The sequence below is a fragment of the Kitasatospora sp. NPDC096077 genome (assembly GCF_040303245.1).
Classification (GTDB): domain Bacteria; phylum Actinomycetota; class Actinomycetes; order Streptomycetales; family Streptomycetaceae; genus Kitasatospora.
This window is the reverse complement of sequence record NZ_JBEOSV010000010.1, coordinates 172,865-192,871: the sequence shown is the minus strand read 5'-3', so window position 1 is coordinate 192,871 and position 20,007 is coordinate 172,865. Positions and strand designations below refer to the sequence as shown.

The 20,007-nt window shown below is 72.8% G+C and carries 16 protein-coding genes; 9 read left to right on the top strand and 7 right to left on the bottom strand.

Translation table 11 applies throughout. From position 1 onward, the window contains the following. The first annotated feature begins 66 nt into the window (after window positions 1–66). From ABTZ03_RS13145 to ABTZ03_RS13125, 5 genes are all read left to right on the top strand, one after another. Window positions 67–1,818, top strand: a complete 1,752-nt coding sequence (locus ABTZ03_RS13145; protein ID WP_350512989.1) for an ABC transporter substrate-binding protein — start codon at window positions 67–69, stop codon at window positions 1,816–1,818. Window positions 1,819–1,987: 169 nt separating this feature from the next. Further along, entirely contained in the window at window positions 1,988–2,905 is a 918-nt protein-coding gene (locus tag ABTZ03_RS13140; RefSeq protein ID WP_502894449.1) for an ABC transporter permease, read from the top strand. After that, window positions 2,902–3,888, top strand: coding sequence for an ABC transporter permease (locus tag ABTZ03_RS13135; RefSeq protein ID WP_350512988.1), 987 nt, complete (start codon window positions 2,902–2,904; stop codon window positions 3,886–3,888). The genes ABTZ03_RS13140 and ABTZ03_RS13135 overlap by 4 nt, the downstream gene beginning before the upstream one ends. Next, a complete protein-coding gene (locus ABTZ03_RS13130; RefSeq protein ID WP_350512987.1) occupies window positions 3,888–4,883 on the top strand; it encodes an ABC transporter ATP-binding protein in 996 nt (331 codons plus the stop codon). The genes ABTZ03_RS13135 and ABTZ03_RS13130 overlap by 1 nt, the downstream gene beginning before the upstream one ends. Next, window positions 4,883–5,860, top strand: a complete 978-nt coding sequence (locus tag ABTZ03_RS13125; RefSeq protein ID WP_350512986.1) for an ABC transporter ATP-binding protein — start codon at window positions 4,883–4,885, stop codon at window positions 5,858–5,860. Before ABTZ03_RS13130 ends, ABTZ03_RS13125 begins: the two co-directional genes overlap by 1 nt. 75 nt (window positions 5,861–5,935) lie before the next feature. Here ABTZ03_RS13125 and soxR read toward each other — a convergent pair whose 3' ends face one another. Continuing rightward, window positions 5,936–6,403, bottom strand: a complete 468-nt coding sequence (gene soxR, locus ABTZ03_RS13120; protein WP_350512985.1) for a redox-sensitive transcriptional activator SoxR — start codon at window positions 6,401–6,403, stop codon at window positions 5,936–5,938. Between the two features lie 56 nt (window positions 6,404–6,459). Here soxR and ABTZ03_RS13115 point away from each other — a divergent pair, with 56 nt between their 5' ends. Then, window positions 6,460–7,917: an MFS transporter gene (locus ABTZ03_RS13115; RefSeq protein WP_350512984.1), complete on the top strand. Its 1,458-nt coding sequence runs from the start codon at window positions 6,460–6,462 to the stop codon at window positions 7,915–7,917. 84 nt (window positions 7,918–8,001) lie between these two features. Here the strand turns inward: ABTZ03_RS13115 and ABTZ03_RS13110 are convergent, their stop codons facing one another. Further along, on the bottom strand, window positions 8,002–10,062 hold the full coding sequence (locus ABTZ03_RS13110) for a S9 family peptidase (RefSeq protein ID WP_350512983.1): 2,061 nt from the start codon (window positions 10,060–10,062) through the stop codon (window positions 8,002–8,004). Window positions 10,063–10,167: 105 nt separating this feature from the next. Between ABTZ03_RS13110 and ABTZ03_RS13105 the strand changes: the two genes are divergently transcribed. Then, window positions 10,168–11,349, top strand: coding sequence for an aminotransferase class V-fold PLP-dependent enzyme (locus ABTZ03_RS13105; protein WP_350512982.1), 1,182 nt, complete (start codon window positions 10,168–10,170; stop codon window positions 11,347–11,349). 25 nt (window positions 11,350–11,374) lie between these two features. Here ABTZ03_RS13105 and ABTZ03_RS13100 read toward each other — a convergent pair whose 3' ends face one another. Together ABTZ03_RS13100 and ABTZ03_RS13095 are read right to left on the bottom strand one after the other, a co-directional pair. Next, window positions 11,375–11,794, bottom strand: a complete 420-nt coding sequence (locus tag ABTZ03_RS13100; protein ID WP_350513017.1) for an ArsR/SmtB family transcription factor — start codon at window positions 11,792–11,794, stop codon at window positions 11,375–11,377. A 59-nt stretch (window positions 11,795–11,853) separates the two neighbouring features. Next, complete coding sequence (locus ABTZ03_RS13095) at window positions 11,854–12,228, bottom strand: hypothetical protein (protein WP_350512981.1); 375 nt, start codon at window positions 12,226–12,228, stop codon at window positions 11,854–11,856. A 287-nt stretch (window positions 12,229–12,515) separates the two neighbouring features. Between ABTZ03_RS13095 and ABTZ03_RS13090 the strand changes: the two genes are divergently transcribed. After that, window positions 12,516–15,371: a DEAD/DEAH box helicase gene (locus ABTZ03_RS13090; RefSeq protein ID WP_350513016.1), complete on the top strand. Its 2,856-nt coding sequence runs from the start codon at window positions 12,516–12,518 to the stop codon at window positions 15,369–15,371. 58 nt (window positions 15,372–15,429) lie between these two features. Here the strand turns inward: ABTZ03_RS13090 and ABTZ03_RS13085 are convergent, their stop codons facing one another. The 3 genes from ABTZ03_RS13085 to ABTZ03_RS13075 form a co-directional block, all read right to left on the bottom strand. Next, a complete protein-coding gene (locus tag ABTZ03_RS13085) occupies window positions 15,430–16,341 on the bottom strand; it encodes a 5'-3' exonuclease (protein ID WP_350513015.1) in 912 nt (303 codons plus the stop codon). A 59-nt stretch (window positions 16,342–16,400) separates the two neighbouring features. Then, complete coding sequence (locus ABTZ03_RS13080; protein WP_350512980.1) at window positions 16,401–17,474, bottom strand: cation diffusion facilitator family transporter; 1,074 nt, start codon at window positions 17,472–17,474, stop codon at window positions 16,401–16,403. Window positions 17,475–17,703: 229 nt separating this feature from the next. Then, on the bottom strand, window positions 17,704–18,432 hold the full coding sequence (locus ABTZ03_RS13075; RefSeq protein ID WP_350512979.1) for a gamma-glutamyl-gamma-aminobutyrate hydrolase family protein: 729 nt from the start codon (window positions 18,430–18,432) through the stop codon (window positions 17,704–17,706). A 188-nt stretch (window positions 18,433–18,620) separates the two neighbouring features. On the opposite strand from ABTZ03_RS13075, the gene ABTZ03_RS13070 reads away from it, so the two are divergent. Further along, entirely contained in the window at window positions 18,621–20,006 is a 1,386-nt protein-coding gene (locus ABTZ03_RS13070; RefSeq protein WP_350512978.1) for a glutamine synthetase family protein, read from the top strand. Window position 20,007 lies beyond the last annotated feature (1 nt).

The window sequence follows — 20,007 nt, the reverse complement described above, 5'->3', positions numbered from 1 at the left end:
CACATTACTATGTTACGGGTCACACAGCGGAGCGGCCGGAGCAGGCCCCCCACAGCGGAGTTGCACATGACCAGGCGCACCCATGCCGCCCTCGCGGCGGCCCTCGCGGCGACCCTCACCCTCGGCCTCGGGGCCTGCAAGAACGACAAGAGCGACAGCGGCGGCGACGCCGGACCCGCCAACAGCCAGGGCCCGGGCGCCGCGTCCGGCTCGATCGTCGGCGGCACCCCGGTCAAGGGCGGCACCCTCGACATCCTGACCAACCAGGACTTCGCCCACCTCGACCCGGCCCGCAACTGGACCGTGCCGCACATGGACTTCGGCACCCGGCTGATCTACCGCACCCTGACCACCTTCAAGTCCGAGCCGGGGGCCGCCGGCAGCGAGATCGTCCCGGACCTCGCCACCGACCTCGGCAAGTCCTCCGAGGGCGGCAAGGTGTGGACCTTCACCCTCAAGGACGGCCTCAAGTACGAGGACGGCAGCCCGATCAAGTCCGCCGACATCAAGTACAACGTCGAGCGCTCCTTCTCCCCGGACCTCACCGGCGGCCCCGACTACGCCGTCCAGTACCTGGCGGGCGGTGAGAACTACAAGGGCCCGCTGACCGGCGAGCACCTGGCCAGCATCGAGACCCCGGACGACAAGACGATCGTCTTCCACCTCAAGCGCCCGGTGGCCGAGTTCTCCGACACCGTCACCCTGCCGACCTTCTCCCCGGTGCCGCAGGTCCAGGAGAAGGGCACCCTGTACGACTCCCGGCCGTTCTCCTCCGGGCCGTACAAGATCGAGACCTACGACCGGGGCAAGCAGCTGGTGCTGGTCCGCAACACCGGCTGGGACCAGGCCACCGACTCCGTCCGCAAGGCGTACCCGGACCGGATCGTGGTCACCGAGGGCATCAAGGGCGGCCAGGCCGACGACCGGATCATCGCCAGCGACGGCGCCGACGCCAATGCCATCAACATGCCCTGGATGCAGCACGAGTCGGCCGCCAAGGTGCTGCCCAAGCCGGACGTGAAGGCCCGCATGGTGGCGGAGTCGACCGGCTGCACCGACATGCTCTACCTGAACACCGCCAAGGCGCCGTTCGACGACCCGAAGGTGCGCGAGGCGATGATGTGGGCGGTCGACCGGGAGGCCCAGGTCACCGCGTTCGGCGGCCCGGCGATGACCGACACCGCCACCTCCTTCCTGCCGCCCTCGCTCACCGGCGGCGTCAAGTCCGACCCGCTGAAGATCCCGCCGGCCGGCGACCCGGAGAAGGCCAAGGCGCTGCTCAAGGAGGCGGGCAAGACCGACCTCAAGGTCTCGCTGCTGGTCTCGCTCAACGACAAGACCCGCGGCGAGGCGATCCAGCAGTCGCTGTCCAAGGTCGGCGTCCAGGTCACCGTCAACACCGTGGACCCGTCCGCCTTCACCGACACCCTGGGCGACACCAAGAACGCCCCCGAGCTGACCATCAACGGCTGGTGCCCGGACTACCCGTCCGCCGCGACCTTCTTCCCGTTCCTGTTCGACGGACGGACCATCAAGGAGAAGGGCAACCAGGGCAACTACAGCCAGTTCCGGGACCAGGCCACGATGGACCGGATGGACCAGATCGCGGCCATGACGGACGTCGACGAGGCCAACAAGGCCTGGCAGCAGCTGGACGCGGACCTGATGAAGAAGGCCCCGGCCGTCCCGCTGATGTGGCAGCGCCGCCCGCTGCTGGTCGGCACCAACGTGGCCGGCGCCTTCGGCAACGTCGGCTTCGCGGGCATGATCGACCTGGCCACGGTCGGCCTCAAGGACCCCGCCAAGGGCAAGGGCTGAGGGGCCGGCACCGATGAGCGTCACCAATCCCTCGGGAGCTGAAGGCCGCGCCGGTGTCGAGAGTGACGAGCGACAAGCGAGCGCAGCGAGTGCCGGAGTGAGGAGCGTCGACACCGGGTCGGGAGCGGCCGGAGGCGAGCGAGGAGCAGTTGAGCCCGTCGCCACGGCGGTGGGCCCCGCGAAGGGTGCCGGGCGCGGGCCGTGGCGGCTGGTCTGGGACCAGCTGTGGGCCCGCGGCTCGGCCCGGTTCGGGCTGATCACGGTCGGCGTGCTGATCCTGGCGGCCGCGCTGGCCGGCCCGCTCAGCTCGCTCGGCGGCTGGTCCCCCGAGGAGTTCGACAAGCGCGCCGTGGACCCCTACCTGGGCGGCATGCCCCGCGGCGACTTCGGCGGCATCAGCACCCGGCACTGGCTGGGCGTCGAACCGATCACCGGGCGCGACCTGTTCGCCCGGGTGCTGCACGGCGGCCAGGTGTCGCTGCTGATCGCGTTCACCGCGACCGCGGTCGTCGTGGTCACCGGCACCCTGGCCGGCATCGCGGCGGGCTACTTCGGCGGCCGCACCGACACCGTGCTGTCCCGGCTGATGGACCTCACGATGTCCTTCCCCTCGCTGATCTTCATGATCGCGATGATGTCGGTGGCCAAGGACGTCAACCGGATCCTGCTGATCACCCTGGTGATCGGCCTGTTCACCTGGCCCGGCATCGCCCGGGTGGTGCGCGGCCAGACCCTCTCGCTCAAGCACCGCGAGTACGTCGAGGCCGCCAAGGTCGGCGGTGCCCGCTCCTGGCGCATCCTCACCCGGGAGATCCTGCCGAACGTCTCCGGGCCGGTCATCGCGTACACCACGCTGCTGATCCCCGGCATGATCGCCACCGAGGCCGCACTCAGCTACCTCGGCGTGGGCGTGCGCCCGCCGACCGCCTCCTGGGGCCAGATGATCGCCGAGAGCATCGTCCACTACGAGACCGACCCGACGTACTTCCTCATCCCGACGGTCTTCCTGTTCCTCGCCGTGCTCGCCTTCACCCTGCTCGGGGACGCGCTGCGCGACATCCTCGACCCCCGGGGAGGCCGGTCGTGATCCTCTACCTCGGCCGCCGACTGCTCGGCGTGGTGGGCATCCTGCTCGCCATCTGCGCCATCACCTTCACCATCTTCTACCTGCTGCCCAACGACCCGGCCGCGGCCGCCTGCGGCAAGACCTGCAGCCCCGAGCGTCTCGCCGACGTCAAGGCCGCGATGGGCCTGGACAAGCCGGTCTGGGACCAGTTCCTCGCCTACCTCGGCGGCATCTTCGCCGGACGCGACTACGGCAGCGGCTCCAGCGCCGTGCACTGCGGCTTCCCCTGCCTCGGCTACTCCTACGAGTACGGGATGCCGGTCTGGGACCTGCTCACCGACCGCCTGCCGGTCTCGATCTCGCTGGCCCTCGGCGCGGCCGTGCTCTGGCTGGTCCTCGGCCTCGGCGCGGGCGTCACCTCGGCGCTGCGCAAGGGCCGTCCGCTCGACCGGATCCTGATGGTGTTCTCGGTCGGCACCGCCTCGCTGCCGGTCTACTTCACCTCGGTGATGCTGATCTGGGGCGTCGTCCGGACGGCCGGGCTGCTGCCCTACCCGGCCTACCACCAGTTCACCGAGAACCCCTTCGCGTGGGCCTCCAACCTGCTGCTCCCGTGGATCGCCCTGGCCCTGCTGTACGCGGCCATGTACGCCCGGCAGAGCCGCAATTCGATGATCGAGGCGATGGCCGAGCCGTACATCCGCACCGCCCGCGCCAAGGGGCTGCCGCCGCGCACGGTGACCGTCAAGCACGGGCTGCGCTCCGCGACGACGCCGATCCTGACCATCTTCGGGATGGACCTCGGCGGCCTGCTGGCCGGCGCCGTCATCACCGAGTCCATCTTCGGCCTGCCCGGCGTCGGCCGGCTGTTCTACGACGGCCTGCTCCGCTCGGACCAGCCCGTCATCCTCGGCGTCACCCTGCTCGCGGCCTTCTTCATCGTCGTGGCGAACCTGCTGGTCGACCTGCTCTACGCGTTCGTCGACCCGAGAGTGAGGTACTGATGGCCCTCCTGGAGGTGGAAGACCTCGGGGTCTCCTTCGACACCCCGCGCGGCACCGTCCGCGCCGTCGACGGCCTCTCCTTCGCCGTCGAGGCCGGGCGCACCCTCGGGCTGGTCGGCGAGTCCGGCAGCGGCAAGTCCGTCACCTCGCTCGCCGTCATGGGCCTGCACCGCGGCGCCGCCGTCAGCGGCTCGATCCGGCTCCACGGACAGGAGCTGAACGGGCTGGGGGAACGGGAGTTGGGCACCGTCCGGGGCCGGCGGATCGCGATGATCTTCCAGGACCCGCTGTCCAGCCTGCACCCCTTCTACACCGTCGGCGAGCAGATCGCCGAGCACTACCGGGTGCACTTCAAGGCCGGCCGCAAGGCCGGCCGGGCCCGGGCGGTGGAGATGCTGGCCGAGGTCGGCATCCCGGAACCGGCCCGCCGGGTCGACGAGTACCCGCACCAGTTCTCCGGCGGCATGCGCCAGCGCGTCATGATCGCGATGGCGCTCGCCTGCGAACCCGAACTGCTGATCGCCGACGAACCGACCACCGCCCTGGACGTCACCGTCCAGGCGCAGATCCTCGACCTGATCGCCCGGATCCAGCAGGAGCGCGGCCTCGGCGTCGTGATGATCACCCACGACCTGGGCGTGGTCGCCCGGGTCGCCCACGAGGTCCTGGTCATGTACGGCGGCCGGGCGGCCGAACAGGCCCCGGTGGACCGGCTGTTCGCCCGGCCCGCACACCCGTACACCCGCGGCCTGCTGGACTCGCTGCCGCGCCTGGACGACACCGACGACGCCCCGCTGCGGGCCATCCCCGGCAGCCCGCCGTCGCTGATCGCCCCCGCCCCCGGCTGCTCCTTCGCCCCGCGCTGCGCCCGCACCACCGCCGCGTCCGCCGAGGAGCACGCCCGCTGCCGGGCCGAACGACCCACGCTCGGCCCGCTCGCCCCCGGCCACCAGGCCGCCTGCCACCTGCCGCTGGTGCCGGAAGGGGTGTCGTGATGACCGAACCACTGCTGTCGGTACGGGACTTGGTGAAGACCTTTCCGGGCCGGCGGAGTCGCACCGGCCGGGCCAGCGCACCGATCCGGGCCGTCGACGGGGTCGGCTTCGACCTCGGCGCGGGCGAGACGCTCGGCCTGGTCGGCGAGTCCGGCTGCGGCAAGTCCACCACCGGCCGGATGATCGTCCGGCTGCTCGACCCGACCTCGGGCACCGTCACCTTCGACGGGACCGAGATCGGCGGCCTCTCGCAGAGCCGACTGCGGCCGCACCGACGGAACCTGCAGATGGTCTTCCAGGACCCGTACTCCTCGCTCAACCCCCGGCAGACGGTGGCCCGGATCCTCTCCGAACCGCTGCTGGTCCAGGGCGGGAGCGCGGCGGACGCGCGCAAGCGGGCCGCCGAGCTGATGGAACTGGTCGGGCTGATCCCCGAGCACCTGGACCGCTACCCGCACGAGTTCTCCGGCGGCCAGGCGCAGCGGATCGGGATCGCCCGCTCGCTCGCCACCTCGCCGAAGCTGGTCGTCGCGGACGAGCCGGTGTCCGCGCTGGACGTCTCCATCCAGGCCCAAGTGGTCAACCTGATGGAGCAGTTGCAGCGCGAGCTGGGGCTGGCGTACGTGTTCATCGCGCACGACCTCTCGGTGGTCAAGCGGGTCTGCGACCGGGTCGCGGTGATGTACCTGGGCCGGATCGTCGAGATCGGCGACAAGGCCGAGGTGTACGGCGGCCCGGCGCACCCGTACACCAAGGCGCTGCTGTCCGCGGTGCCGCTGCCGGACCCGGCGGCCGAGCGGGCCCGGGAGCGGATCGTGCTGCTCGGCGACCCGCCGAGCCCGGCCGACCCGCCGCCCGGGTGCGGCTTCCACCCGCGCTGCCCGAAGGCGCAGCCGGTGTGCCGGACCGAGCGGCCGCTGCTGCGGATCGTCGGGACGGGCGGGCGGGAGGCCGCCTGCCACTTCCCGGAGGCCTGACGGCCGACCCGAAACCCCCGGTCGGGCGCGGCGGGGAACCTCACGAGGGCCGCGTCCGACCGGGTTCCACCGCGCTCACTGCTCGTCGGTCGGCAGCAGCAGGCGCGGGCCGGGGCCCTCGGTGGCCAGCTCGTCGCCCGGGTTGAGCACCCGGCAGCGGCGCAGCGACACACAGCCGCAGCCGATGCAGCCGGTCAACTCGCCCTCCAGCCGCTCCAGTTCGGTCCGCCGAGCGCGCAGCTGCTCGGCCCAGCGGCGGGAGATCCGCTCCCAGTCGTGCTTGCCGGGCATCCGGTCCTCGGGCAGGCCGGTGAAGACCTCGGCGACCTCGGCGAGCGGGATGCCGAGCCGCTTGGCGACCAGGATGAGCGAGATCCGGCGCAGCACGTGCCGCCGGTAGCGGCGCTGGTTGCCGGCCGAGCGCTCGGAGGAGATCAGCCCCTGGTCCTCGTAGAAGCGCACCGCGGAGGTGGCGATGCCGGCCCGCCGGGCCACCTCCCCGACGCTCAGCAGGTCGACCGGTGCCGCGCCGTCGCCGCTCATGGCTGCTCCTCGCACTCCTTGACTTCAAGTTCTGTTGAAGTCCTAGCGTACCGGACGTGACCGAATCTTCCGCCGTCAAGGCCCCCACTGCCCTTGCTGACCAGCCGAGTTACGCTCCGGAGTCACCGCCGGACGGCACCGGCGGAGGCTGGGGCGAACTGTTCTCCCGCCGATTCGCGGCCGCCGCGTCGATCCTCGCCGGGGGCGTCGCGCTGTACGCGATGAACCTGTACTTCACCGCGGCGCTGATGCCCTCGATCGTGGCCGACATCGGCGGCGAGCGGTACTACGCCTGGGTGGCCACCGGCTTCCTGATGGCCGCCGTGATCGCCTCGATGCTGGTCAGCCGGCTGCTGGCCCGGCTGGGCGCCGCGCGCGCCTATGTGCTGGGCTTCCTGGTGTTCGGCGCCGGCGCGGTGCTCAACGCGGCCAGCCCGTCGATGCTCGCGCTGATCCTCGGCCGGGTGGTGCAGGGCCTCGGCGGCGGGCTGGTGGCCGGGCTCGGCTACGCCGTGATCCGCAGCGCGCTGCCGGAGCGGCTGTGGACCCGGGCGGCCGGGCTGGTCTCCGCGATGTGGGGCGTCGGCACCCTGGTCGGGCCCTCGCTGGGCGGGCTGTTCGCCCAGTTCGGTGCCTGGCGCTGGGCGTACGTCCTGCTGCTGCTCGCCGCGCTGGTGCTGGCCGTGCTGGCCCGCCGGGTGCTGCCCGGCCCGTCCGGCCCGGGGGCGGGCGCGGGGCCGGTGCCGCTGCCGTCACTGCTGCTGCTCACCCTGGCCGCGGCCGCGTTCAGCATCAGCTCGACCGTGCCGGTCGGCTGGGCGACGGTGGCCTGCATAGTCGGCGGCCTGGTGCTGCTGGCGGGCTTCGTGGCGGTCGAGCGGCGCGGCGCCGCGACCGTCCTGCCGCACCGGACGTACCTGGCCGGGAACGGCCTGAAGTGGCTCTACCTGACCGTCGCGGTGCTCTGCGCGGGCGTGGTGGCGGAGAACTTCATCCCGCTGTTCGGCCAGGGGCTGGGTGGGCTCGGCCCGCTGGTGGCCGGTTTCCTCGGCGCCGCGACCTCGGCGGGCTGGACCACCGCCCAGCTGTTCAGCGTGGGCATCGAGTCCGCCCGCGGCCGGGCCCGGGCGATCCGGACCGCGCCGGTGGTGCTGGTGGCGGGCCTGCTGGTGTACGCGCTGACCCAGACCGCCCATGCCTCCGGGCCGCGGGTGGTGGTGTGGGCGGTGGCGCTGTTCGCGGCCGGCACCGGGATCGGGCTGGCGTTCCCGCACCTGAGCGTGGCCGCGATGCGCAGCAGCACCGACCCGGTCGAGGGCGGCAAGGCGGCCGCGGCGATCAACACCACCCAGCTGATCGCCTTCTCGGTCACCTCGGCGCTGGCCGGGACGCTGGTGAACCTGGGCGGGGACAGCCTGCTGGCGTCGGCCCGGTACATGACCTTCGGGATCGCCGCGATCACCGTGCTCGGGGTGGGCACGGCGGCGCTCACCGCCCGCCGCCTCGGGCGGTGAGGCGGCCTCGGACCGGCCCCGGATCCCTTTTCGTCGGGGGGATCCGGGGCCTTTGCGCCGCGCCGGTGGGGTCGGTTCGACGGATCACCCCAAAGACGCCCGCAGGAAGGCGAGTTCGGCCATGGTGACCTGCTCGTTCGTGCCGCCCGGGGTCATGTGGGTGACGCCCGGCAGCGGCAGCACGCTGTGCGGCCGCCCGGCCCGGGTGAGCGCCTGGGAGAGCAGCAGGGTGTGCGAGGGGTGGACGTTGTCGTCGGCCAGCCCGTGGATCAGCAGCAGCGGCCTGGCCAGGCCCGGGGCGTCGGTGAGCAGGCAGTCGTCGGCGTAGCCCTCCGGGTTGTCCTGCGGCAGGCCGAGGTAGCGCTCGGTGTACGCGGTGTCGTACTGCCGGAAGTCGGTGGGCGGGGCGCCCGCGCAGGCGGCGTGGAAGACGTCCGGGCGGCGCAGCACGGCGAGTGCGGCGAGGTAGCCGCCGTACGACCAGCCGCGCACGCCCACCCGGCCCAGGTCGAGGTCGGGGTGGTCGGCGGCGAGCGCGTGCAGGGCGTCGACCTGGTCGTCCAGGCCGACCTGGGAGAACCGCCGGAAGATCGCCCGGGTGAACCCGGGGGAGACGAAGGGGGTGCCGCGGTTGTCGGTGGTGACCACGGCGAAGCCCTGGTTGGCCCACCACTGGCGGAGCTGCCAGCGGCGCGGCTCGGCGGCCACGGCCTGGAAGCCGGGCCCGCCGTAGACGTCCAGCAGGACCGGCAGCCGGCGGCCGGGGACGTGCCCGCGCGGGTACACCACGGCGGTGGGCAGCGCGCGGTCGGTGACCCGGGCGAGCCGGGGGCGGACGACGTACGGGAGGGCGGCGCTGAGGTCGGTGAGCCGGTGGCCCCGGGGGAGCAGTCGGCGGGTGACCCCCTCGGCGGTGGCGGAGGTGAGGAGCAGGGTGTCGGCGGCGGCGAGCGCGGAGTGCACGCCCGGTCCGGTGCTGAGGAGTTCGGGCGCGCCGCCGTCCGGGTCGATCAGGTGGACGTACTGGTCGGCCGGGTCGCCCCGGCCGGTCTCGCAGAGCAGCCGGTCGCGGTGGCGGCCGACCACCCGGCGGATCTGCAGCCCGGTGGTGTCCAGCGGCTTGCCGTCCAGGGCGAGGCCGCGGGCCTGCGGGGTGTCGTGGACGGTGAGCAGCCGGCCGTCGGGCAGCCGGGCGGGGGTGCCGGGCAGCTCGTCCACCCAGAACTCGTCGGTGGTGCGCGAGAGTTCGCGGGTCTCGCCGGTGGCCGGGTCGGCGCCGAGCAGCAGGACGCGCTGCTGCAGCCGGTCGGCGACGGTGAGCAGCACCTCGTCGTCGGAGGCCCAAGAGGCGGCGCAGAGGTACGGGAACTCGGCGCTGTCCCAGCGCAGTCGGACCCGGCTGCCGTCCAGGCCGAGCACCCAGAGCCGGACGTCCGCGTTGGGGCCGCCGGCCTGCGGGTAGGCGAAGTCCTCGCCGGGTTCGCCGGGGCGGGCCGGGTCGGCGAAGTACCGCCGGGGGAGGGCGGATTCGTCCACCCGGGTGGCCAGCAGCGCGCCGCCGTCGGGGCGCCACCAGTGGCCCCGGGAGCGGCCGAGCTCCTCGGCGGCGGCGAACTCGGCCACGCCCCAGCGGGCGCCGTCGGCGGGGGAGAGCGGGGTCGGGTCCGGGGTGACGTACAGGGCGTCGTCGGCGACGTAGGCGACGCGCCGGCCGGTGGCGTCCGGGCGGGGGTCGAACGCCGGTCCGGCGACCGGGAGTTCGTCGGTGGTGCCGGTGGCGGTGTCGGTGCGGAAGAGTCGGCCGTCGAGGGCGAAGACGGCGACGGCCAGGTCGGCGGTGGCCGCGTAGCCGCCGATGCCGGCCGCGACCAGCCGGGTGCGTTCGCGCAACCGCCGCTCCAGGACGGGCAGTCGGTCGCGGTGGCCGGTGCGGCCGGGGAGCAGTGTGGCGGGGTCGGCGACCAGGCGTTCCGTGCCGGTGGCGGTGTCCAGCAGGTGGAGGCGGTCGACCGGGTCCTCGGGACCGGTCGAGCGGAGCAGCAGCAGCCGGGTACCGTCCTCGGCGAGGGTGTACGCGCGCGGGGCGCCGTGGCCGAACCGGCCGGTGCGGGCGCTGAGGGCAAGGAGGGCGTCGGTGATGGTCACGGCCCGATGGTGGTCGTGCGGTGCGTGCCCCGACCAGTATTCTGCCATGTGAAATGTCACACACCACGACGTGTCGCCATGCGTCGCGACCAGGGGAGGAACCTCATGAACGGCATGCCCGAGGACCTGTGGACCGCCGAGCCGCCGACCCCGCTCGCCGCCGCGGACGGCCTGTTCGCCGTCTCACCGGACGCCGCCCACCTGAACCACGGCTCGTACGGGGCCGTGCCCCACCCGGTCCGCCGGGTGCAGGAGGAGCTGCGGACCGCGCACGAACTCGACCCGGACGGCTTCTTCGCCGACCTGCCCGCCCGGGTCGGCGCGGCCCGGACCCGGATCGCCGCCGAGCTGGCCGTCGACCCCGACCGGCTCGCCCTGGTCTCCAACGTCACCGAGGCGGTCGCGATCGCCCTGGACAGCATCGTGTTCTCCCCCGGCGACCGGATCCTGGTCACCGACCACGGCTACGGCGTGGTCAACCGCGCCGCCGAGCGGCGGGCCGCCGAGACCGGGGCCGAGGTGGTCACGGTCGAACTGCCGCTGGACGCCCCGGACGAGCGGGCCGTCCGGGAGGCGGTGCTCGCAGCCGTCGACGACCGCACCACCGTCGCGGTGCTGGACCAGATCACCTCGCCCACCGCCCGGCTGGTGGCCGGCCCGGCCCTCCTCGCCGAGCTGCGGGCACGCGGGGTGACCACCGTCGTGGACGGCGCCCACGCCCCCGGGATGCTGCCCGACCCGATCGACCCGAACGCCGACTTCTGGTTCGGCAACCTGCACAAGTGGGCCTTCGCCCCGCGGGCCACCGGACTGCTGGCCGTCCGCCCCGAGTGGGTCGGGCGGGTCCGGCCGCTCACCTTCTCCTGGGAGCACGACCGGGGCTTCCCCTGGCACGTGGAGTGGCGCGGCACCTGCGACTACACCGCCTGGCTGGCCGCCCCGACCGGCTTCGAGCTGCTGCGCGAACTCGGCCCGGCGGCGGTGGCCGCGCACAACGGTGCGCTCGCCGCCTACGGGCAGCGGGCCCTGGTCGAGCGGGCCGGCCTGCGGGCGCTGCCGGCGACGCCCGGGGTGTCGATGCGCACCGTCCGGCTGCCGGTCGGCTGGGCCGAGGCGGAGGAGGACGTGCGGCCGCTGATGGGCGAGGTGTGGCGGCGGCTCGGCACCCGGATCGCGGTCCGGCCGTGGGAGGGCGGCGGGCTGCTGCGGATCAGCGCCCAGCTGTACAACCGGGCGGCGGAGTACGAGCGGCTCGCGGACGGGCTGGCGGAGCTGCTCAAGGAGTGACACGAGGAGTGACGCGAGGTGTGACTCAAGGTGTGACGCGAGGTGTGACCGGCCGGTGCGCGGCGCGGCCCGGCGCTCCCGGGAACGGCTGCTCCCCGGCCGTCCCCGGGAACGGCTGCTCGCCCGCCGCCCGGAGCTCGGCGAGCAGCACGCTCCGGTCGGCGAGCAGCCCGGTGAGGATCCGCCGGGCCGCCCGCAGCAGGTCGGCGACGTCGGCGCCGGCCAGCGCGTACACCACCGTGCTGCCCTCCCGGGTCGCGGTGACGATGCCCGACCGGCGCAGCACCGCGAGCTGCTGCGACAGGCTGGAGGGCTCCACCTCCAGCTCGGCGAGCAGGCCGCGGACGGGCGTCGGCCCGTGCTGGAGCAGCTCCAGCACCCGGATCCGGACGGGATGGCCGAGCATCCGGAAGAACTCGGCCTTGACCTGGTAGAGCTCCCCCAGCCGGCGGCCGGGAGGTACTCCCGTCGTCACGGGTCCCCCCTTCCCTGGTGTCGGTGGGCTCAGATCTCCAGCGCGAGTTCGATCCGCCGGAGCTGGTGGCGGGCCATCGCCAGGTTGGCGCGGCTGCGGTGCAGCACCATGAAGAGGAACAGGCCGCGTCCGCTGGGCGTCGTGATCGGCCGGACCATGTGGTACTGGTGGGTCAGCGTGATCAGGATGTCCTCGATCTCGTTGTCGAGCAGGTTGAGCGCCTCCATCGCCCGCATCTTGGCGCGGACCACGTCGGTGTTCCCGGCGGCGGCGACGTTGAGGTCCAGCTCGCCGCCGTCGCCGAGGGTGCCGAGGGCCATGCCGCTGCCGTAGTCGACCAGGGCGACGCCGATCGCGCCGTCGATCGACATGGCCTCCTTGAGGGACGTCTCCAGGTTCGCCATCGTCGCTGTCCTCCCGTGAGTTGGTGGCTGTGGCACCCGAAGGTAGGGAGCTCCCGGTGTGCTCCACCGGGAATGACCGGAGACGTTCGAAGCTGGTCGAAGTCCGATCAGTTGAAGACATTTGCAACTATGGATCTGAGAGGGGAGTGATCCCGTGACGATCCCCGGGCGACCGCCCGGCGCTCCCGCGGCGACCCTTCGGCCCGGAAAAGGGTGCTATCGATGTCACTCCTCCCGGGTAACCTCTCGCTGAGATGCGAGATCACACCAACCACACCCGGACGGCGATGAACACCCCCGATCCAGAGCCCCAGGACGTCCAGGAGCTCAGCCCCGCCGAGGCGTACGCGGCCAGCCGTCGCCGGGCCAAGGAGGAGGCGGCCGCCCTCCACGGCTTCCGGCAGCTGTACGACTTCCCGCTGGACGACTTCCAGGTGGAGGCCTGCGAGGCGCTGGAGGCCGGATCCGGCGTCCTGGTCGCCGCCCCGACCGGCTCCGGGAAGACCATCGTCGGCGAGTTCGCCGTGCACCTGGCCCTGGCCGCCGGGCGCAAGTGCTTCTACACCACGCCGATCAAGGCCCTCTCCAACCAGAAGTACGGGGACCTGGTCAAGCGCTACGGCGCCGCCAAGGTCGGCCTGCTCACCGGTGACAACACCGTCAACGGCGACGCCCCCGTGGTGGTGATGACCACCGAGGTGCTGCGCAACATGCTCTACGCGGGCTCCAGCACCCTCGACGGCCTGGGCTACGTGGTGATGGACGAGGTGCACTACCTCGCCGACCGCTTCCGCGGCGCCGTCTGGGAGGAGGTCATCATCCACCTCCCCGAGTCGGTCACCCTCGTCTCGCTCTCCGCGACCGTCTCCAACGCCGAGGAGTTCGGCGACTGGCTGGACACCGTCCGCGGCGGCACCAAGGTGATCGTCTCCGAGACCCGCCCGGTGCCGCTGTGGCAGCACGTGATGGCCGGCAACCGGATGTACGACCTGTTCGCCGACCCGGACCGGGACGGCCGCCCCAAGGCGGGCCAGCGCAACCCCGGCAAGCTGGTCAATCCCGAGCTGGTGCGGCTCGCCCGCTCCGAACTCGACCGCAACCCGCGCGACCGCTTCGGCCGCGGCCGGGGCCGCTCGATGCCCAACGGCCGTCCCGGCCGGGTCTGGACGCCGGGCCGGGTCGACGTCATCGACCGGCTCGACGCCGAGGGCCTGCTGCCCGCGATCACCTTCATCTTCAGCCGGGCCGGCTGCGAGGCCGCCGTCCAGCAGTGCCTCAGCTCCGGCCTGCGGCTCAACAAGGACTCCGACCGTGCCCTGGTCCGGGCCGTCGTCGAGGAGCGCTGCGCCGACATCCCCGACGAGGACCTGCACGTCCTCGGCTACTTCGAGTGGCTGGACGGGCTGGAGCGCGGCATCGCCGCCCACCACGCCGGGATGCTGCCCCGGTTCAAGGAGGTCGTGGAGGAGCTCTTCGTGAAGGGCCTGGTCAAGGCCGTCTTCGCGACCGAGACCCTGGCGCTCGGCATCAACATGCCCGCCCGCTCGGTGGTCATGGAGAAGCTGGTCAAGTGGAACGGCGAGACCCACGCCGACATCACCCCCGGCGAGTACACCCAGCTCACCGGCCGGGCCGGGCGGCGCGGCATCGACGTCGAGGGCCACGCCGTGGTGCTCTGGCAGCGCGGCCTCGACCCGGAGGCGCTGGCCGGCCTGGCGGGCACCCGGACCTACCCGCTGAAGTCCTCGTTCCGGCCCTCGTACAACATGGCCGTCAACCTGGTCTCCCAGTTCGGCCGGCACCGCTCCCGCGAGCTGCTGGAGACCTCCTTCGCCCAGTTCCAGGCGGACCGCTCGGTGGTCGGCATCGCCCGCCAGGTGCAGCGCAACGAGGAGGGGCTGGAGGGCTACCGCGAGTCGATGACCTGCCACCTCGGCGACTTCGACGCGTACATGGAGCTGCGCCACCGGCTCAAGGACCGCGAGAACGAGCTCGCCCGCGAGGGCAGCAGCCAGCGCCGGGCCGCCGCCGTCGAGTCGATCGAGCAGCTCAAGCCGGGCGACGTCATCCACGTCCCCACCGGCAAGTTCGCCGGCCTCGCCCTGGTCCTCGACCCGGGCCTGCCGCCGGTCAACCGCTCCGGGCGGGGCGGCCCGCGCCACCCCGACTTCCAGGACGGCCCGCGCCCGGTGGTGCTCACCGCCGAGCGGCAGGTCAAGCGGCTCGCGATGATCGACTTCCCGCACCCGGTCGCCGCGATCGAGCGGGTCCGGATCCCCAAGTCCTTCAACCCGCGCAGCCCCCAGTCCCGGCGCGACCTCGCCTCCGCGCTGCGCACCAAGGCCGGCCACCTCGAACCCGAGCGGTTCCGGCGCGGCCGCGCGGCCGCCGCCGACGACCCGGAGATCACCCGGCTGCGCACCGAACTGCGCCAGCACCCCTGCCACGGCTGCTCCGACCGCGAGGACCACGCCCGCTGGGCCGAGCGCTACCACCGGCTGCACCGCGACACCGAACTGCTGGAACGCCGGATGCGCTCCCGCACCCACACCATCGCCCGCACCTTCGACCGGGTCTGCGGGCTGCTCACCGACCTCGGCTACCTCCGGGGCGACACCGTCACCGACGACGGCAAGCGGCTCGGCCGGCTCTACGGCGAACTCGACCTGCTCGCCTCGGAGTGCATCCGCGAAGGCGTCTGGAGCGGCCTCGCCGCCGCCGAACTCGCCGCCTGCGCCTCGGCGTTGGTCTACGAGTCGCGCCAGTCCGACGACGCCGGCGCCCCCCGGGTGCCGGAGGGCGCGGCCAAGGAGGCGCTCGGCAAGATGATCCGGATCTGGGGCCACCTGGACGCCCTGGAGGAGCAGCACCGGATCAACACCGCCGAGGGCGTCGGCCAGCGCGAACCCGACCTCGGCTTCGCCTGGGTCGCCTACCGCTGGGCCCTCGGCCACAGCCTGGACCAGGTCCTGCGCGAGGCCGAGATGCCGGCCGGCGACTTCGTCCGCTGGACCAAGCAGCTGATCGACGTCCTGGGCCAGATCCAGGACGCGGCCGGCGAGGACGGCGACCTGCGCAAGACCGCCCGCAAGGCCGTCGAGGGCCTGCGCCGCGGCATCATCGCCTACTCCTCGGTGGGCTGAGCCGCACGACGAGGGGCCCGCACGTTCGCGTCGAACGTGCGGGCCCCTCGTCGTTGCGTCAGCGGGTGGCCAGGACCTCCAGGACGCGGTGGAGGGAGGTGCCGAGGCCCCAGCGGGCGGAGAGGTGTTCGAGGGTCATCGGGTCGACGGGCTCGCGGGGGAGGGTCGGGTCGAAGGCCGGGAGCGGGGCGTCGTCGGCGACGCGGACGACCTTGGGGGCGACGTCGAGGTAGCCGGCGCCCTCGACGATGTTGCGGCGGCGGGCCGGGGTGAGCCTGGAGCCGAGGTCGAGGGCGGCGGCGCGGATGGCGGCCAGGTCGCCGTACTCGTTGATGAGTTGGGCGGCGGTCTTCTCGCCGATGCCCTTGACGCCGGGCAGGCCGTCGGACGGGTCGCCGCGCAGGGCGGCCATGTCGGCGTACTGGGCGCCGCGCACGCCGTACTTCTCCAGCAGCAGCGCGTCGTCGGTGACCTGGAGGTTGCCCATTCCCTTGACCGGGTACAGGACGGTGATCTGCCGTGCGTCGTCCACGAGTTGGAAGAGGTCGCGGTCGCCGGTGACGATCTGCACCGGGCCCTTCGCCCGGGCGGTGAGGGTGCCGATGACGTCGTCGGCCTCGTAGCCGGGGGAGCCGATCCGGGCGATGCCGAGGGCGTCCAGCACCTGCTCGATCACCGGGACCTGCGGGGCGAGGGTGTCGGGCACCTCCTCCTCGCCGGCCTCGGCGGCCTCCTGCTCCTCGGCGACCCGGTGGGTCTTGTACGAGGGGATGAGGTCGACCCGCCACTGGGGGCGCCAGTCGGCGTCCATGCAGGCGACGAGTTCGTCGGGCCGGTGGTCGTGGACCAGCCGGGCGATGAAGTCCAGCAGGCCGCGGACGGCGTTGACCGGCTCCCCCTGGGGGGAGCGCAGGGAGTCCGGTACGCCGTAGTAGGCCCGGAAGTACAGGCTGGCGGAGTCGAGGAGCATCAGTCGCGGTGCGGTCACGCGTCAGATCATGCCGCACCGCGCTGACGAAGGCCCGGTTCTCAGTGCTCGTGCGGGCCGGCGCGGTGCACCGGGCCGTGGGCGTCGGCGCAGTGTTCGACGCCGGTCTCGCCCGGGCCGGCGATCTGCAGCAGCGCCCCGGCCTCGTCCTCGCCGACGTGGTCGACCTGGAGGGTGCTGTGGGTGATGCCGTACTCCTTGGCCAGTCGGCGCTGGAGTTCGCGCCGGACGGCGTGGCAGTCGCCGCCTGGGGTGACCAGGATGTGCGCGGACAGGGCCGGCTGGTTGGAGGTGATCTCCCAGATGTGCAGGTCGTGGATCTCCTCGACCAGCGGCTCGGTGACCAGCCGGTCGGCGACCGTGTCCGGGTCGATGCCGGCCGGGGCGGCCTCCAGGAAGATCCGTCCGGAGTCCCGGACCAGGCCGATGCCCGCCTTGAGCATCAGGACGACGACGATCAGCGAGGCGATCGCGTCGGCCCGGGCGAAGCCGGTGACCAGCATGACCGCACCGGCGACGGCGGTGGCGATGAAGGCGTACAGGTCGGTGAGGACGTGCTGGAAGGCGCCCTCGACGTTCAGCGAGCTGCGGTTGGCCTTCGACATGCACCAGGCGGCGGCGAGGTTGACCACGATCCCGATCAGCGCGGTGATCAGCACCAGTGAGCCGGTGACCTCGGGCGGCGAGATCAGTCGGCTGACGGCCTCGTAGCCCAGCCAGGCCGACAGCACCAGCAGGGTCACGCCGTTGGCCTGGGCGGAGAGGATCTCGGCGCGCTTGAGCCCGTAGGTGTAGCCGCCGCGGGCCGGTCGGGCGGCGAGCCGCATGGCGACCAGGGCCAGCACGATCGAGGCGGCGTCGGTGAGCATGTGCGCCGCGTCGGAGATCAGGGCCAGGGACTGGGCGGCGAAGCCGACGACGACCTCGCCGGCCATGAAGACGACGATCAGGGCGAGGGCGCTGACCAGCCAGCGGCGGTCGGCGTCGGCGGCGACGCCGTGCGAGTGTCCGCCGTGGCCGTGGCCGTGGCCGCCGCCCCCGTGTTCATGGTCGTGGCCGGGCGAGTTCTGGTGGTCATGCGCATGATCATCGTGGGAATGCTCGTGCCCGGCCATCGAAGTCCTCTCTGGACGCACGGGGTGGAAGGTGACAGGGGGCGATCGCCCCGCACTCGAAGTGAACCGCAGAATCGACAAAGATCCAAAGGCTGTACTGGTGACCGTTGTCGTTGCCGAACAGGGGCTCCGCCGGACGGCCCGATCCACCTCAGGACAGCGGCCGGCGCCCCGGTGCACCCGGGGCGCCGGCCGGCGAGCGGGCCTGCGGGAGGGGGAGGGTCGGGGCTCAGCCCAGGGCCACCGAGTCCAGGGCGGCCGCGGTGGCGGCGCGGACGAGGGCCTGCATGACGCGGAGGTCGGCGCCCTGTTCCGGGTGCCACTGGACGCCGACGGTGAAGCCGGCGCCCTCGACGGCCTCGATCGTCCCGTCCGGGGCGAGGGCGCTGACCCGCAGGCCGGCGCCGAGGCGGTCGACGGCCTGGTGGTGGAAGGTGGGGACGCGGAGTTCGCTCTCCGGCAGGAGGCCGCCGACCAGGGTGCCGGGAACCGGCCGCACCACGTGGCTGCCGTAGCAACCCGGCGTCCCCGCATGGACGTCGACGTCGAGCACGTCGGGCAGGTGCTGGACGAGCGTGCCGCCGCAGACCACGTTGAGGACCTGCATGCCCCGGCAGATGCCGAGCACCGGCATGCCCGCCGCCAGGGCGCCGCGCAGCAGGGCGACCTCCCAGGCGTCGCGCGCCGGGGAGTCGACGTCCGTCAACGGGTGGGCGGGCTCCCCGTAGTAGGCCGGGTCGATGTCCGGGCCGCCGGCGATGACGAGGGCGTCGAGCCGGGCGAGGACTTCGGGTGCGCGCTCGGGGGCGTCCGGCGGGAGGAGGACGGCGATGCCGCCGGAGTCCTGCACGTAGGCGGTGTACTCCTCCGGCACCAGGGCGACGCGACGGCCCCGCCAGTCGCTCCAACTCACGTCCACCAGGTAGGTGCTGACGCCGATGAAAGGCCTGCGATCCATGGCGGGCATTCTCCTCCCGTACCGTCCGGTACCCCGTCAAACACGCGCATCGGCGCGCCACACCCGTCCGCCCTCTTCCGCCCCGTGAGGCGCAGGCCGTACGGTTCGCTGTGTACATGAAGCTGTGATCGCTTGATCTCGAAGAGTGATCGAAGAGTGAGCAGAGTGATCGAGGAGGAGGGTTCGGCATGTCCGAGAACGCCCCCGCGGGTTCGCGGCCCCGGCCGCCACTGACCCTGGACGAGCTGCGCACCCTGGTGGACGCGGGCGAGGTGCACACCGTCGCGCTCTCCTTCACGGACATGCAGGGCAGACTGCAGGGCAAGCGGTTCGCCGCCCGCTTCTTCCTGGACGAGGTGGCGGAGAACGGCGCCGAGGCCTGCGACTACCTGCTGGCCGTGGACGTGGACCTCAACACCGTGGACGGCTACGCCTTCTCCTCCTGGGCCACCGGCTACGGCGACTTCGCGATGCGCCCCGACCTCGCCACCCTGCGACTGACCCCCTGGCAGCCCGGCACCGCCCAGGTCACCGCCGACCTGGCCCGGCACGGCGGCCACCCGGTGGACGCCGCCCCCCGCCAGCTGCTGCAGCGGCAGATCGCCCGGCTCGCCGAGTACGGGCTGGCCGCGGACATCGGCACCGAACTGGAGTTCCTGGTCTTCCGCGACACCTACGAGCAGGCCTGGCTGGGCGGTTACCGCGGGCTGACCCCGGCGAACCTCTACAACGTGGACTACTCGATGCTGGGCACCGCCCGGATCGAGCCGCTGCTCTCCCGGATCCGCAACGAGATGGCCGGCGCCGGGCTGACGGTCGAGTCCGCCAAGGGCGAGTGCAACCTCGGCCAGCACGAGATCGCCTTCCGCTACTCGGACGCCCTCACCACCTGCGACCAGCACAGCGTCTACAAGACCGGCGCCAAGGAGATCGCCGCCCAACAGGGCTGCGCGCTCACCTTCATGGCCAAGTACGACGAGCGCGAGGGCAACAGCTGCCACATCCACCTGTCGCTGCGCGACGCCGTCGGCGCCCCCGCCTTCGCCGACCGGGACGGCCGGATGACCGACACCATGCGGCACTTCCTGGCCGGACAGCTGGTCGCACTGCGCGAGTTCAGCGTGCTGTACGCGCCGAACATCAACTCCTACAAGCGCTACCGCCCGGGCTCCTTCGCCCCGACGGCCGTGGCCTGGGGCCGGGACAACCGCACCTGCGCCTACCGGGTGGTCGGCCACGGCCCGGGCCTGCGGATGGAGAACCGGGTGCCCGGCGGCGACGTCAACCCGTACCTCGCCGTGGCCGGGATGATCGCGGCCGGACTGTACGGCCTGCAGCGCAAGTTGGACCTGCCGACGCCCTGCCTGGGCAACGCCTACGCGGCCGAGGAGTACGCCCGGGTGCCCGGATCGCTGCGCGAGGCCGCCGCGTTGTGGGCGCAGAGCGAACTGGCCCGGACGGCCTTCGGGGACGACGTGGTCGAGCACTACCTCAACATGGCCCGGGTCGAGCAGGCCGCCTACGACGGGGCGGTCACCGACTGGGAGCGCTACCGATCCTTCGAACGGATGTGAG

What these genes read in the sequence shown, in the direction of transcription:
- ABTZ03_RS13145 (WP_350512989.1), top strand. Translation starts at nt 67, where the DNA reads ATGACCAGGCGCACCCATGCCGCCCTCGCGGCGGCCCTCGCGGCGACC.
- ABTZ03_RS13130 (WP_350512987.1), top strand. Translation starts at nt 3,888, where the DNA reads ATGGCCCTCCTGGAGGTGGAAGACCTCGGGGTCTCCTTCGACACCCCG.
- ABTZ03_RS13125 (WP_350512986.1), top strand. Translation starts at nt 4,883, where the DNA reads ATGACCGAACCACTGCTGTCGGTACGGGACTTGGTGAAGACCTTTCCG.
- soxR (WP_350512985.1), bottom strand. Translation starts at nt 6,403, where the DNA reads ATGAGCGGCGACGGCGCGGCACCGGTCGACCTGCTGAGCGTCGGGGAG.
- ABTZ03_RS13105 (WP_350512982.1), top strand. Translation starts at nt 10,168, where the DNA reads ATGAACGGCATGCCCGAGGACCTGTGGACCGCCGAGCCGCCGACCCCG.
- ABTZ03_RS13095 (WP_350512981.1), bottom strand. Translation starts at nt 12,228, where the DNA reads ATGGCGAACCTGGAGACGTCCCTCAAGGAGGCCATGTCGATCGACGGC.
- ABTZ03_RS13090 (WP_350513016.1), top strand. Translation starts at nt 12,516, where the DNA reads ATGAACACCCCCGATCCAGAGCCCCAGGACGTCCAGGAGCTCAGCCCC.
- ABTZ03_RS13085 (WP_350513015.1), bottom strand. Translation starts at nt 16,341, where the DNA reads ATGCTCCTCGACTCCGCCAGCCTGTACTTCCGGGCCTACTACGGCGTA.
- ABTZ03_RS13080 (WP_350512980.1), bottom strand. Translation starts at nt 17,474, where the DNA reads ATGGCCGGGCACGAGCATTCCCACGATGATCATGCGCATGACCACCAG.
- ABTZ03_RS13075 (WP_350512979.1), bottom strand. Translation starts at nt 18,432, where the DNA reads ATGGATCGCAGGCCTTTCATCGGCGTCAGCACCTACCTGGTGGACGTG.
- ABTZ03_RS13070 (WP_350512978.1), top strand. Translation starts at nt 18,621, where the DNA reads ATGTCCGAGAACGCCCCCGCGGGTTCGCGGCCCCGGCCGCCACTGACC.